The 13038-nt window shown below is 70.1% G+C and carries 10 protein-coding genes; 5 read left to right on the plus strand and 5 right to left on the minus strand.

Features of this window, described 5'->3' with window-relative positions; all coding sequences use genetic code 11:
• Positions 1 to 53 precede the first annotated feature (53 nt).
• Complete coding sequence (locus LWP59_RS30920) at positions 54 to 1235, plus strand: aminotransferase class V-fold PLP-dependent enzyme (protein WP_144645424.1); 1182 nt, start codon at positions 54 to 56, stop codon at positions 1233 to 1235.
• Here LWP59_RS30920 and LWP59_RS30925 read toward each other — a convergent pair.
• Both LWP59_RS30925 and LWP59_RS30930 read right to left on the minus strand, forming a co-directional pair.
• Positions 1228 to 3513 carry a beta-xylosidase/alpha-l-arabinosidase gene (locus LWP59_RS30925; protein WP_144645422.1) on the minus strand — a complete coding sequence of 762 codons (2286 nt, stop codon included), beginning with the start codon at positions 3511 to 3513 and terminating at the stop codon, positions 1228 to 1230. The two genes, LWP59_RS30920 and LWP59_RS30925, sit on opposite strands and share 8 nt — an antisense overlap.
• Positions 3510 to 4559 (minus strand): LacI family DNA-binding transcriptional regulator, encoded by a 1050-nt coding sequence (locus LWP59_RS30930; protein ID WP_144645421.1) that lies wholly within the window; start codon positions 4557 to 4559, stop codon positions 3510 to 3512. Before LWP59_RS30930 ends, LWP59_RS30925 begins: the two co-directional genes overlap by 4 nt.
• 152 nt (positions 4560 to 4711) lie before the next feature.
• Here LWP59_RS30930 and LWP59_RS30935 point away from each other — a divergent pair, with 152 nt between their 5' ends.
• From LWP59_RS30935 to xylA, 4 genes are all read left to right on the plus strand, one after another.
• On the plus strand, positions 4712 to 6004 hold the full coding sequence (locus LWP59_RS30935) for an extracellular solute-binding protein (protein WP_144645419.1): 1293 nt from the start codon (positions 4712 to 4714) through the stop codon (positions 6002 to 6004).
• A complete protein-coding gene (locus LWP59_RS30940) occupies positions 6004 to 6945 on the plus strand; it encodes a carbohydrate ABC transporter permease (protein ID WP_144645432.1) in 942 nt (313 codons plus the stop codon). The genes LWP59_RS30935 and LWP59_RS30940 overlap by 1 nt, the downstream gene beginning before the upstream one ends.
• Positions 6945 to 7766, plus strand: a complete 822-nt coding sequence (locus LWP59_RS30945; protein ID WP_144645417.1) for a carbohydrate ABC transporter permease — start codon at positions 6945 to 6947, stop codon at positions 7764 to 7766. Before LWP59_RS30940 ends, LWP59_RS30945 begins: the two co-directional genes overlap by 1 nt.
• A gap of 151 nt (positions 7767 to 7917) precedes the next feature.
• The gene (gene xylA / locus LWP59_RS30950) at positions 7918 to 9075 is read left to right on the plus strand and encodes a xylose isomerase (RefSeq protein WP_144645415.1); all 1158 of its coding nucleotides are present in this window, start codon (positions 7918 to 7920) and stop codon (positions 9073 to 9075) included.
• Positions 9076 to 9205: 130 nt separating this feature from the next.
• On the opposite strand, the gene LWP59_RS30955 is transcribed toward xylA, so the two are convergent.
• The 3 genes from LWP59_RS30955 to LWP59_RS30965 all read right to left on the minus strand — a co-directional run bounded on the left by LWP59_RS30955 (position 9206) and on the right by LWP59_RS30965 (position 13021).
• Positions 9206 to 10504: a phenylacetate--CoA ligase family protein gene (locus LWP59_RS30955; RefSeq protein WP_144645413.1), complete on the minus strand. Its 1299-nt coding sequence runs from the start codon at positions 10502 to 10504 to the stop codon at positions 9206 to 9208.
• An 88-nt stretch (positions 10505 to 10592) separates the two neighbouring features.
• Positions 10593 to 11360, minus strand: coding sequence for an IclR family transcriptional regulator (locus tag LWP59_RS30960; protein ID WP_144645430.1), 768 nt, complete (start codon positions 11358 to 11360; stop codon positions 10593 to 10595).
• A gap of 707 nt (positions 11361 to 12067) precedes the next feature.
• Positions 12068 to 13021 carry an ABC transporter substrate-binding protein gene (locus LWP59_RS30965; protein ID WP_144634960.1) on the minus strand — a complete coding sequence of 318 codons (954 nt, stop codon included), beginning with the start codon at positions 13019 to 13021 and terminating at the stop codon, positions 12068 to 12070.
• Positions 13022 to 13038: the final 17 nt, after the last annotated feature.

Here is a 13038-nt window from a genome sequence, read left to right on the forward strand (position 1 = left end):
GGCACAAAAGGGACGAGATATCCGCTAGCGGGCACGGGGTAGAGTCGTCGATCATGCGGGACGAAGACGTGCTCAGGTACCGGCAGCAGACGCCGGGCGTGGCTGCGATCGCACACTTCAACAACGCGGGCTCGGCCCTGCCGCCCGACGTGGTGGTCGACACGGTCACCGAGTACCTGCGCGAGGAAAGCCTGCTCGGCGGCTACGAGACCGCGGCACTGGCGGCGGACCGGGTGGACGCCGTCTACGCCTCGGTCGCGCGGCTGCTGGGCGCCGGCGCCGAGGACGTCGCGCTGACCGACAACGCCACGCGCTCCTGGCAGGCCGTCTTCTACGCCATGCGCTTCGAGGCCGGCGACCGCATCCTGACCTGCCGGTCGGAGTACGCCAGCAACGTCATCGCCTACCTGCAGGTCGCGCGGCGCACCGGCGCGGTCGTCGAGGTGGTCGACGACGACGAGACCGGCCAGGTCGACGTCGAGGACCTCGCCCGCCGAATCGACGGGCGGGTCAAGCTGATCTCGATGAGCCACGTGCCGACCCAGGGCGGCCTGGTCAACCCGGCCGAGCGGATCGGGGCGGTGGCGCGGGAGGCGGGCATCCCGTTCCTGCTCGACGCGTGCCAGTCGGCGGGCCAGCTCGACCTCGACGTCGGGCGCCTGGGCTGCGACGCGCTGAGCGGCACCGGCCGCAAGTACCTGCGCGGGCCGCGTGGCACCGGCTTCCTCTACGTGCACCCGCGGCTGCGCGAGCGGCTCGAGCCCGCGATGCTCGACCTGCACTCGGCGGAGTGGACCGAGCCCGGCGCCTACGAGGTGGCGCCGGGCGCCAAGCGGTTCGAGGTGTGGGAGCGCAACTTCGGGCTGGTGCTCGGGCTGGGGGCGGCCGTGGACTACGCGCTCGCGATCGGCCTGCCCGCGATCGAGGAGCGGGTCACCGCACTGGGCGCGCGGCTTCGCGGCGAACTGAGCGCGATCAACGGTGTCACGGTGCGGGACCAGGGCGCGAAACAGTGCGGGATCGTCACGTTCACGACCGACCGGCTGCCCGCCGCCGAGGTCAAGGCGCGGCTCGGCGAGGCGAAGATCAACACCTCGGTGACCGGCCGGACGTCGGCGCAGTACGACTTCGCCGGGCGCGGCCTGCCGGACCTCGTCCGCGCGTCGGTGCACTACTACAACACCGAGGACGAGATCCGGCTGCTGACCGAGGAACTGGCGCGACTGCTCAGCTGACGACGACGGGCGTCGAGAGCACCCGGTCGTGCCCGACCGCACGCACGGCGCCGGTGATCTCGAACGAACCGGTGCACGGCAGGTCGCTCGCCGAGCGGCCGACGCACACCTCGAACGTGCCCGGTTCGACGATGCGGCGCAGGTCGATCCCGGTGAAGCTGGTGCGGTCGGCGTGCAGGCCGAAGGTGACCCGCCTGCTCTCCCCCGGGCCCAGCGCGACCCTGGCGAAGCCCGCGAGCGCCACCACCGGCCGGGTCACCTGCGCCCGCACGTCGTGCAGGTACAGCTGCACCGTCTCCTCCCCGGCGCGCTCCCCGGCGTTGCGCACCGTGACGGAGACCGACACCGTGCCGTCGGCCGGGATTTCCGTGGCGCTCAGGGACAAGTCGGAATACTCGTACGTGGTGTAGGAGATCCCGTGACCGAACGGGAACAGCGGGGTCGGGTCCAGGTTGCTGATGCCCTCGCTGTTCCCGCCGAGGGGCGGGTGCAGGTACGTGTTCGGCGAACCACCCGCGACCCGGGGCACCTGCACCGGCAGCCGGCCCGACGGTGTGACCCGACCGGACAGCACGCCGGACAGCGCGGAGCCACCCTCCTCACCGGGCATGAACGCCTGGATCATCGCCGCGGCAGCGGTGTGTGGGCCGAGCGCGTACGGACGACCGGATACCACCACGACGATCACCGGGGTGCCGGTCGCGAGCAGCGCGGACAGCAGCTCGTCCTGCACGCCGGGCAGGCTCAGGTCCTCCGCGTCGCACCCCTCGCCCGAGGTGCCCTCACCGAACAGCCCGGCCCGGTCGCCGACAACGGCGACGCACACATCGGCTTTCCCCGCCGCCGCAACGGCTTCCGCAAAACCCGAGCGGTCCTCCTCGCGGATGGGGCAGCCCTGGTGCAGCGAGATCTCCGCGTCCGGCAGCTCCTGCCGCAACGAGTCCACAAGGGACGGTGCCGCGACGCCGATGCCGAACTCCGGGAAGCGCGGCAGCACGTGGTTGGGGTAGGAGTAGCAGCCCATGAAGGCGAGCGGGTCGTCGGCGCAGGGCCCGACGAGGGCGATGTTTCCCGCGGTCAGCGGGAGCACGCCGTCGTTGGCCAGCAGTACCACCGACTTCTCGGCGATCTCGCGGGCGATGGCCCGGTTGCGCGGCGAGTCGAGGTCGATGGCCTCGGTGCGCGGCGACCAGCCCTGGTCGAGCAGGCCCAGTTCGGCCTTCTGCCGCAGGAGCCGGTGCACGGACCGGTCCACCAGCTGCTCCGGCACCTCTCCCGAGCGGACCAGCTCGATCAGTTCCTTGCCGTAGCACAGGGTGTCGGGCAGTTCGACGTCGATGCCCGCGGCCAGCGCGAGCGCACCCGCGTTCCCGACGGTGTCGGCGACCCGGTGCATGCTCTTGAGGAACGCGATGGCCCAGTAGTCGGAGACGACGACGCCCTCGAAACCCCACTCCTCACGCAGGATTCCGGTCAGCAAGGCGGCGTTGGCCCCGACGGGCACACCGTCGAGGTCGACGTAGGCGTTCATGACCGCCCGCGCGCCGCCGTCGCGAATCGACATTTCGAACGGCGGCAGGATGACGTCGCGGAACTCGCGCGGGCCGATCGAGACCGGGGCGTGGTTGCGGGCGGCGCGGGAGGCGGAGTAGCCCGCGAAATGTTTCAGCGTCGCGATGACGCCGGTCTTCTCCAGGCCGCGGACGTAGGCGGCGCCGAGCATGCCGACCAGGTACGGGTCCTCGCCGAGCGTCTCCTCGACGCGGCCCCACCGGTAGTCCCGCACGACGTCGAGCACCGGCGAGAGGCCCTGGTGCACGCCGACCGCGCGCATGTCCTCGGCGATCGCGGCCGACATCCGCTCGACGAGCGCCGGGTCGAAGGTGGCCGCCCAGGCGAGCGCGGCGGGATAGACGGTGGCGCCGAGGGTGGTGAACCCGGTGAGGCATTCCTCGTGCACGATCGCGGGCACGCCGAGGCGGGTCTCCTCGACGATCTCCCGCTGCAGCTCGCGCACCCGGGCGGCGCCCTCGGCCGCGGTGACGGGCGCGGTGCCGAAAACCCTGGTCAGATGCCCGATCCCGGCGGCGCGGACCTGTTCGAACGGCACCCCGCCGCGGGCGAAGACGTCCTGCATCGGCGCCACGTTGCCGCCCAGCTGCTCGTTGCCCGGCCACGCGCTGCCGAGCTGCGCCACCTTCTCCTCGAGCGTCATCGCCGCCCGCAACGCCTCGGCGCGCTCGTCGGGGGAAAGCGACGTGTCCTGCCAGCGGGTCATCGTGCTCCTTGGTCGGCGAGGGGTGCGGTCGAGCCGCGGACGACGAGGTTCGTCGCGAGCTCGACGTGGTGGGAGTCCAGGGTTTCGCCCGCGATGAGGCGCAGCAGCGTGCGCAGCGCGACGCGGCCCATGTCCTGCAGCGGTTGCCGGACGGTGGTCAGCGCCGGGGTCGCCAGCTCCGCCAGCACGGTGTCGTCGAAACCGACCACGCTGATGTCCTGCGGCACGCGCAGGCCACGGCGCCGCGCCGCCTCCATCACGCCGAGCGCGGTGGCGTCGTTCGCGGCGAAGATCGCGGTGGGCGGTACGTCCAGCGACAGCAGGCGGGTGGCCATCTCGAGCCCGGCGTCGTACTGGAAGTCACCGTGCAGCACCAGTTCCGGTTCGGCGGCGTAACCGGCGTTCTCCAGCGCCGCCCGGAAACCGTGCAACCGCGCCTGGCTGCACGACGCCGGCAGCGGCCCGCCCGCGAACGCGATCCGGCGGTGGCCCAGGCTCAGCAGGTGCTCGGTCGCGGCCAGCCCGCCGGACCAGTTCGTCGCGCCCACGCTGGTCACCTCGACGCGCGGCAGGTTGAGCGGGTCGATCACGACCAGCGGCAGCCCGGCCCTGGCGAAACCCTCCACCTGCGCCAGGCTCAGTTCGGACGTGACGACGATGAGCCCTTCCCGGCCGCTGCTCTTGAGCCGCTGCGCCCAGCTGTTCTCCGGGGTCAGCGGGCCGGCCTCCTCCGCGACCGGTACCCGGCCGACCACCACGTCAACGCCGATCTCCGAGCCCGCTTCAGTGATGCCACGCAGGATTTCGAGCGCGTACGGGCTTCTCAGGTCGTCGAAGACGAGGTCCACGACCCGCGAGGGCGAGACCGTCCGGCGGCCGGTCTGCGGCACGTAACCGAAGTCGCGCAGGACCTCCTCCACGCGGGCGCGCGTCGCGTCGGACACGTCGCCCCGCCCGTTGAGGACCTTCGAGGCCGTCGGCAGCGACACCCCCGCGGCGTCGGCCACCATCGCCAGGGTCGCCCGCTTGCCCGAACCAGCCGGCACACCAACCTCCTATCGCAAAATTTCGGCTCACTGTAGCTCTGCTTTTACCGTCCCGCCAGCCCCTTGACGACGCGAGCGCGGCAGCTTATCTTCCCTGCCACACCATAGTGTTTCCGAAACTTTTCGGAACCTTCGATGGGGAAGGCACGAAGATGACACTGGGCAAGCGCCGGACGGCGCAGATGGCGGCCGGCCTGGCCGCGATCCTGACCTTCACGGCGGCCTGTGGCAGCAGCGGGCCGTCGAGCGCCGGCGGCGGCACCACGGCATGGGCGCTCACCGGCGGTGACGAACAGACCTTCCGCACCTCGTTCTCCGACGCGAAGGTGGACGGCCAGTTCTTCGGCAACGACGCTTACAAGCAGAAGATCCGCTCCGCCGTCGGGGCCGGTCAGGCGCCCACCCTGGTGTTCAGCTGGGGCAACGGCGGCATGCTCAAGTCCTGGGTGGACGCCGGGAAGATCATGGACCTCACCCCCGAGGTGCAGAAGGACCCGACGCTGACCAGCCGGTACCTGCCCTCGGTCGCGCAGACGGGTGTCGTCGACGGCAAGACCTACGCGGTGCCCAACAACGGCATGCAGCCGGTCGTGCTGTTCTACAACAAGGACCTGTTCAACCAGATCGGCGCACAGCCCCCGCAGACCTGGGACGAGCTGATGGCCCTGCTGCCGCGGTTCAACCAGGCCGGGATCGCCCCGTTCTCGATCGGCGGGCAGAGCAAGTGGCCGCAGCTGATGTGGGAGGAGTACCTCGTCGACCGCATCGGCGGGCCCGGGGTGTTCGACGCGATCGCGGCCGACAAGCCCAACGCGTGGTCCGACCCGGCGGTGACCCAGGCCAACACCATGATCCAGCAGCTCGTCAGCGCCGACGGGTTCGTCAAGGGCTTCAACTCGATCGCCACCGACTCCAACGCCGACACCGCCCTGCTCTACACCGGCAAGGCCGCGATGTACCTGATGGGGTCGTGGGCGTTCCCGACGATCAAGCAGTCGGACCCGGACTTCATCTCGAGCGGCAAGCTCGGCTACACCACCTTCCCCACCGTGTCCGGCGGCAAGGGCGCACCGACCGACATCGTCGGCAACCCGGCGAACTACTGGTCGGTCTCGGCGACGGCGAGCGACCAGCAGAAACAGGCCGCGGTGCAGTACCTGCGCACCGGCGTGATGAACGACAGCTACGTCGACAGCCTGCTGGCCAACGGTTCCGTGCCGCCGGTCAACGGCATCGAGGCCAAGCTGGCCAAGACCGGGGACCCGGACTATCTGTCCTATGTGTACGGTCTGGCGAGCAAGGCGCCGAACTTCCAGCTCTCCTGGGACCAGGCCCTCTCGCCCGGGCAGGCCGACTCGCTGCTGAACAACCTCGACCAGCTGTTCCTCAAGCAGATCACGCCCGAGCAGTTCGCCGCCAACATGAACGCCACGATCGGTAAGTGATGGAAGCGCCCACGGTCGCCTCCGAAACGGCCGGGGTCGGGACCAGCGACCCGCGGGCGCCCGGTGCGGGAACACTCCGCACCGGGCCCCACCCGCTGATGGCCGTCCCCGCGCTCGCGTTCTTCGCCGTGTTCGCGTTGCTCCCGCTGGGTGGGGTCGCCCTGCTGAGCCTCATGCGGTGGGACGGCATCGGCGACCCCGGCTGGACGGGGCTCGGCAACTGGTCCCGCGCGCTCGGCGATCCGGCGACCTACCACGCGATCTGGCTGTCCGTGCAGGTCATGGTGTTCAGCTGGCTGTTCCAGACGCCGGTCTCGCTGCTGCTCGGGGTGTTCATCGCCGGGCGCGGCCGGTACCGGGCCACGCTGGGCGTGCTGTACTTCCTGCCGATGCTGCTGTCCTCGGCGGCGATCGCGATCGCGTTCAAGGCCTTGCTGGACCCGAACTTCGGGATGAGCAGGGCGTTCGGGCTCGACATCCTGTCGCAGGACTGGCTCGGCGACCCGACGCTCACGCTGTACGTGGTGATCTTCGTGATCGCCTGGCAGTTCATCCCGTTCCACACCCTGCTCTACCAGGCCGGCGTCCGGCAGATCCCGCGGCAGCTGTACGAGGCCGCGGAGATCGACGGCGCCGGGCGGGTCCGGCAGTTCTTCTCGATCACGCTGCCGCAGCTGCGGTACACGATCATCACCTCGTCGACGCTGATGCTGGTCGGCTCGCTGACCTACTTCGACCTCGTCTTCGTGCTCACCGGCGGCGGGCCGGGCAACGCGACCCGGTTCCTGCCGCTGGACATGTACCTCAACGGCTTCTCGAACAACGACATGGGCCGCGCGAGCACCCTGGCCGTGCTGCTGGTGGTCGCCGGCCTCGCGCTCTCGCTCGGGTTGGCCCGGTTCGCCCGGTTCCAGCGCGGCAGCCAGCAGGAGGGAATCTGATGTCCCGCGCCCGTCCCAACGTGCCCGGTGGCGTCGCCGGGTTCGTCTGGCTGGTCGTCGTGCTGGTGCCGGTGTACTACATCGTCGTGACGAGCCTGCGCAACCAGCGCGGGTTCTTCGACGCGAACCCGCTGGCCGTGCCGTCGAATCCGACGCTGGCGAACTACGACCTGGTGCTGCGCAACGACTTCCTGCGCTACTTCCTCAACAGTGCGGTCGTCACGCTGGGCACCGTGGTGATCACCGTCGCGGTGTCCCTGATGGCCGCGTACTACGTGGTGCGCGGCCGCACCCGCCTCGCCGGGTGGACCTACCGGGCGTTCCTGCTGGGCCTGGCGATCCCCCTGCAGGCCACGATCATCCCGATCTACTACCTGATCACGCGCGCGCACCTCTACGACACGCTGCTCGCCGTGATCCTGCCCTCGGTGGCGTTCGCGATCCCGCTGTCGGTGGTCATCCTGGCCAACTTCCTGCGCGACGTGCCGAAGGAGCTGTTCGAGTCGATGCGCGTGGACGGCGCCGGGCACTGGCGGATGCTGCTCAGCCTGGTGCTGCCGATGGTCAAGCCCGCGGTCGTCACCGTGGCCGTCTACGACGGGCTCAACGTGTGGAACGGGTTCCTGTTCCCGCTGATCCTCACGCAGAGTTCCGACCAGCGCGTGCTGCCCATGGCGTTGTGGGCGTTCCAGGGTCAGTTCCGGGTCGACATCCCGGCGGTGCTCGCCGCCGTGCTGCTCTCGACGCTGCCGGTGCTGGCCCTGTACATCCTCGGCCGCAGGCAGCTCGTGACCGGGCTGACCGCGGGTTTCGGTAAGTGAGTTAGGTTCATCAGGTTCAGTTGTATAGCGGCGGAGCCGCCTGCGGTGGGCCGTCAACCGGCGCCGCCGCGGGTTCTCAGACGTCCTCTCGCGAGGACAGCGCCGACGTGGTGAAGTGGCATTCATGAGACACGTTCGTTAGGAGAAGGACATGCCGGATTACACCCCTACCCGTGAGGACAGGTTCTCGTTCGGGTTGTGGACCGTGGGCTGGCAGGGGGTGGACGTCTTCGGCGGCGCGGCCCGCCCGCCGCTGGACCCGGCCGAGGCCGTGCACCGCCTGTCGGACCTGGGCGCCTACGGCATCACCTTCCACGACGACGACGTGATCCCGTTCGGCTCCTCGCCCGCGGAGAAGGAGGCGGCGCTCAAGCCGCTGCGCGAGGCGCTGGCCACCACCGGCGTCCAGGTGCCGATGATCACCACGAACCTGTTCTCGCACGCGGTGTTCCGCGACGGTGGGTTCACCAACAACGACCGCGACGTGCGCCGCTTCGCGTTGCGCAAGGTACTGGACAACCTGGACCTTGCCGCGGAGCTAGGCGCGCGCACGTTCGTGTGCTGGGGCGGGCGCGAGGGCGCCGAGTCCGGTGCCGCCAAGGACATCAGGGCGGCGCTGGACCGGTACAAGGAAGCCGTCGACACGATGACGCAGTACATCGTCGACTCCGGCTACGACCTGCGCATCGCGATCGAGCCGAAGCCGAACGAGCCGCGCGGCGACATCCTGCTGCCGACGCTCGGGCACGCGCTCGCGTTCATCACCGAGCTGGACCGGCCGGAGCTGGTCGGGCTCAACCCGGAGGTCGGGCACGAGGAGATGGCCGGGCTGAACTACGCGCACGGGCTCGCGCAGGCGCTGTGGCACGGCAAGCTGTTCCACATCGACCTCAACGGCCAGCACGGGCCCCGGTTCGACCAGGACCTGCGGTTCGGCGCGGGCAACGCGCGCGGCGCGTTCTGGACCGTCGACATCGTCGAGCACGGCGGTTACGACGGCCCGCGGCATTTCGACTTCAAGCCGCCGCGCACGGAGGACTTCGACGGGGTCTGGGCCTCGGCGGCCGGCTGCATGCGCAACTACCTGATCCTGCGGGCGAAGGCACAGGCCTTCCGCGCGGACCCGGAGGTGCAGGCGGCGCTGGCCGCGGCCCGCGTCGACGAGCTGTCCCAGCCGACGCTCACCGCGGGCGAGAGCCTGGCGGCGTTCCGCGCGGAGGAGTTCGACCCCGAGGCCGCCGCCACCCGCGGCATGGCGTTCGAGGCGCTGGACCAGCTCGCGCTGGACCACCTCTACGGCGTGCGCTGACCTTCTGCCAATGGTCTGCTTTCGCTGCTCGAAGGGGTGCGAAAGCAGACCATTTTTTTGCTGTTTTCCGGCAGGCACCCGGTCATCACGTTTCGCCAAGGTCGGGTAGTCGAGCTCGCGCCGACGGTCGCTACGGCGTGTGCTGACCGTCGAGCCGGGTGAGGCGGGTCTTCATCTCCGAGCGTCCGAGTGAGCCCGGCGGGACGAGCGTGACGGCGGCCGGGACCGAGAGGCGGGCCTTGATCAGGACCTCGATCTCCCGGGCCAGCCCGTCGTCGCGGGACTCGCCCCACTCGGCCTCGACGCGCAGCGGCGGCTCGACCCGCGGCCCCTCGCCGGGCAGCACGACCTGGATCGCCCCCGAGGTCCGCGGGTGCAGGGTCTGCACCAGATCCCGCACCGCCGACGGGAACACGTTGACGCCCAGCACGATCAGCATGTCGTCGGTGCGCCCGATGCACCGGATCAGCGGTGCGCCGTCGGTGTCCATGCCGGTGACGGTGACCCGGTCGCGGGTGCGGAACCGGACGAGCGGGCAGCATTCCCGGTCGACGGCGGTGTAGACCAGTTCGCCGCTCGCGCCCGCCTCCGGGTCGATCGCGTCGCCGGTCACCGGGTCGATCAGCTCGACCAGCACGTGTTTCCCGCCGGTGTACCGCATCCCGGCAGTACCGGGCCGTTCGGCGAACAGGATCGGCGCCATGTCCGCGTTGCCGAGCCCCTCGGTGACCGTCGCGCCCCATTCGTTCTGGATGTGCTCGCGGAACGCGGGCTCACCGCCGCCCGGCTCGCCGCCCACCATGATCTTCGTCAGCCCGAACTCGCGCGGGTCGCGGCCGAGCCGCTCCCGGACGTACTCGGCGAGATATCGCGCGTACGAGGGCGTCGAATGCAGCGTGGTGACCCCGAGGGACGACATCGCGAGCGCCGCCTTCTCCGAAGCGCCGGTGCCGATCGGCACCATCGTCGCGCCGATGCGCTCGATCGCATCGCGCACCGGCAGGCCGCCGACGAACAACGTCAGCCCCGCCCCGTGCACCACCACGTCCGACGCGACGAGCCCCTGCCTGCGCATCGCGCTCGCCGTCATCTCCGTCCACGCCTCGGCGTCGCGGCTGGTGACGCCCACCCAGCTCGGCCGCCCGGTCGTGCCGGTCGAGGCGTGCACCCGCACCACCTGCGCCATCCCGACGGCCGCGTGGCGTCCCAGCGGCGGTGCCGCGGCCTGGCTTTCGCGCAGCATCTGCTTGCCGGTGAAGGGAAACTTGCTGATGGCCTCGATGCTGTCGAACGCGGCGGGCGCCACCCCGTGCTCGGCGAACAGCTCCCGGTAGAACGGCGACCGGCGGACGAGCACATCGAGCTGTCGGCGCAGCAGCGCGAGCACCGCGCCGGCGTCGTCGGCGGCCACGAAACTGGGGGGCAGCACGGATTCTCTCCTCGGGACGGCGAACTCGTCCCGTCAGAATCCGGTGGGAGGTCGCGGGCCAGCGAGGCCGATTCCGCGGGGTGGAAGATCAGCGCCCGTGGACCGCGCCCACGTGTCCCTTCGCCGAGGGGGCGCCCAGCGCGCGCGAGATCGCCCGTGCGGTCGCCGTGATCACCGGCACCAGCGCCCGGGGCTCGCATTCTTCGACGTGCACCACCAGTCCCAACGCGGCGACCACCTCGTCGCCGGGCCCCCTGATCGGCGCGGCGATCGCGACCCCCTCCAGGGTCAGCTGCTCCTCCGCGACGGCGATCCCGGTGCGGCGGACGTCCGCGAGCGTGCGGCGCAGCAGGTGCGCGTCGGTCACGGTCTTGGCGGTGAACCGTTTGAGCGGCGCGGCCAGCACGGTCTCCTGCACCTCCGGCGCGGCATAGGCCAGCAGCACGAGCCCGGTGCCCGTCACATGGAGGGGCCAGCGCTGCCCCAGTCGGCTCAGTACGGTGACCGCGCCACGGGCACGCAGCGTCTCGACGTACACGACTTCGGACCCGTCGCGCACCGCGAGGTGCACATGCGCGCGGGTGGAGTGGAACAGGTCCTCGAGGAAGGGCTGGGCGAGTTCGCGCAGCTCCAGCCCGCGCGGGGCGAGCGCGGCGAGCTCCAGCAGGTGCAGGCCGATACGGTAGCGACCGTCGGCGTCGCGTTCCAGCGCGCCCCAGTTGACCAGCTCCCCGGCCAGCCGGTGCGCCGTGGTGAGCGACAGCCCGGCGCGGCGGCTGATCTCGCTGAGGGTGAGGATGCTGCGCCCGGGCTCGAAGGCGTCGAGCACCGCGAGAAGGCGACCTGCGGCGGTCATCGGCGTGGGGGCGTGCGACAGTGCCCTTCCCATGGCGGCTCCTCAGGTCGACGGTGACCGGAACACCGCCAGGCTACCGCGATTTCCGCTGATCACAATGGCCCTTGATCACGACTCCGCCGAGGACTCACCCGCCATGTCGTCAGCCAGTGCGCGAACCAGCAGCCGGTAGGCCGGTTCGCCCGCCACCGGATCACCCGCGCGCGAGCGAGGTTCGCCTGGGGATGCAGGTCCAGCACGTCCCGCCCCCGCAACCCCACGTCGTCCGGTTCGCGACACTCCACAGTGGACGGCTAACCACCTCCCCACGGCAACCCGGCAACGGCAGCCAGGAATGCCCGCACCCAGCCCGCTCCCTAACCCCGATCCCCGCCTCCTTCAACGGCCTGGGTGGGACGGGCGTTCCCCAGCCACCTGCGCGCAGCGCGGCTCTAAAGATCAAGAGAGTCCTCGCCGGACGGGCAGGCTCAAAGATGAGCCAGGAAAAGCCCGCTCATCTCACCTTCTCGACGTGGTCGAGTTGGGTGGTCATCCTGTCGCCTGCGGTCTGTGCATATCACTTTGACCCAGCCCCGCAAGCTTGCGTCGTCGGCTGCCCGCAAGCAGGAGGGTTGCGGGCCTGGCTCGAAGTGATCGTCCCGTGTCAGGCGACGGGATGACCACCCAACTCTGGGGTTTCTGGGGCACTTGCGTGCCCGCGCCCCCTCCTACCCCACCCAGGCCTTGACCTTCGCCTGGTTCTCGTCCACCCACTTCTTCGCGGCCGCGTCCGGGGTCATCTTGTCCTCCGCGATCCACTTCGCGACCAGGTTCTGGTCCTCGTTGGTCCACTGGAACTTCTGCACCAGCTTGTACGCCGGGCTCGCCGCGTCCGCGAACTTCTTGCTCACGATCTTGTCCAGGTCGTAGTCCGGGTAGTCGCAGGCGATCTTCTCCGGGTCCGAATCGCAACCCTTGGTGTACGCGGGCAGCTTGACCTTCACCAGCGGCACCTCCGAAAGCAGCCACTGCGGCGAGTAGAAGTACCCGATCAACGGCGTCTTCTGTTGCTCCGCCTGCTTGAACGCCTGGATCAGCGCGGTCTCGCTCCCGCCGTACACCACCTTGTAGTTCAGGTTCAGGTTCTTCACCAGCGCCTCGTCGTCCGTCACGAAGGACGGGTCGCCGTCGAGCAGCTGGCCCTTGCCCTCCGACTCGGAGGTCTTGAACAGGTCCGCGTACTTGTTGAGGTTGTTCCAGTCGGTGATGTCCGGATGCGCCTGCGCGAGCCACGGCGGCACGTACCAGCCGATCTGCCCCTTCACCCCGGTGGAACCCGCTTCCACGGCGGTCTTCTGGTCGGTGATGTACTTCTGCCTGAGGTCGTCGTGCCCCCAGTTCTCCAGGATCACGTCCACCTCGCCGGTGCCGAAGCCCTGCCAGGCGACCTCCTCCTTCAGGTCCTTCTTGGTCACGTGGCAGCCCAGGTTCTTCTCCGCGACATACGCGACGACCGCCGCGTTCGCCTCGTAGCCGACCCACGGGTTCACCGCGATGTTGAAATCTCCGCAGCTCCCACCCGAACCGCTCGAGCTCGATTCGCCGACCTTCGCGCCGCCACAGGCGGACAGCACGAGAGCGAGCACGATTCCCGTGCACCCCAGCCATTTCCTTCGTGCCACTGGCAAATCCTCCTTGT

The organism is Amycolatopsis acidiphila, assembly GCF_021391495.1.
Taxonomy (GTDB): domain Bacteria; phylum Actinomycetota; class Actinomycetes; order Mycobacteriales; family Pseudonocardiaceae; genus Amycolatopsis_E; species Amycolatopsis_E acidiphila.

Bases quoted from the DNA above. Each gene is read 5' to 3' on its own strand.
- LWP59_RS30960 (WP_144645430.1), bottom strand. From the start codon at position 11,360: ATGACCGCCGCAGGTCGCCTTCTCGCGGTGCTCGACGCCTTCGAGCCC.
- LWP59_RS30935 (WP_144645419.1), top strand. From the start codon at position 4,712: ATGACACTGGGCAAGCGCCGGACGGCGCAGATGGCGGCCGGCCTGGCC.
- LWP59_RS30925 (WP_144645422.1), bottom strand. From the start codon at position 3,513: ATGACCCGCTGGCAGGACACGTCGCTTTCCCCCGACGAGCGCGCCGAG.
- LWP59_RS30920 (WP_144645424.1), top strand. From the start codon at position 54: ATGCGGGACGAAGACGTGCTCAGGTACCGGCAGCAGACGCCGGGCGTG.
- LWP59_RS30945 (WP_144645417.1), top strand. From the start codon at position 6,945: ATGTCCCGCGCCCGTCCCAACGTGCCCGGTGGCGTCGCCGGGTTCGTC.
- LWP59_RS30940 (WP_144645432.1), top strand. From the start codon at position 6,004: ATGGAAGCGCCCACGGTCGCCTCCGAAACGGCCGGGGTCGGGACCAGC.
- xylA (WP_144645415.1), top strand. From the start codon at position 7,918: ATGCCGGATTACACCCCTACCCGTGAGGACAGGTTCTCGTTCGGGTTG.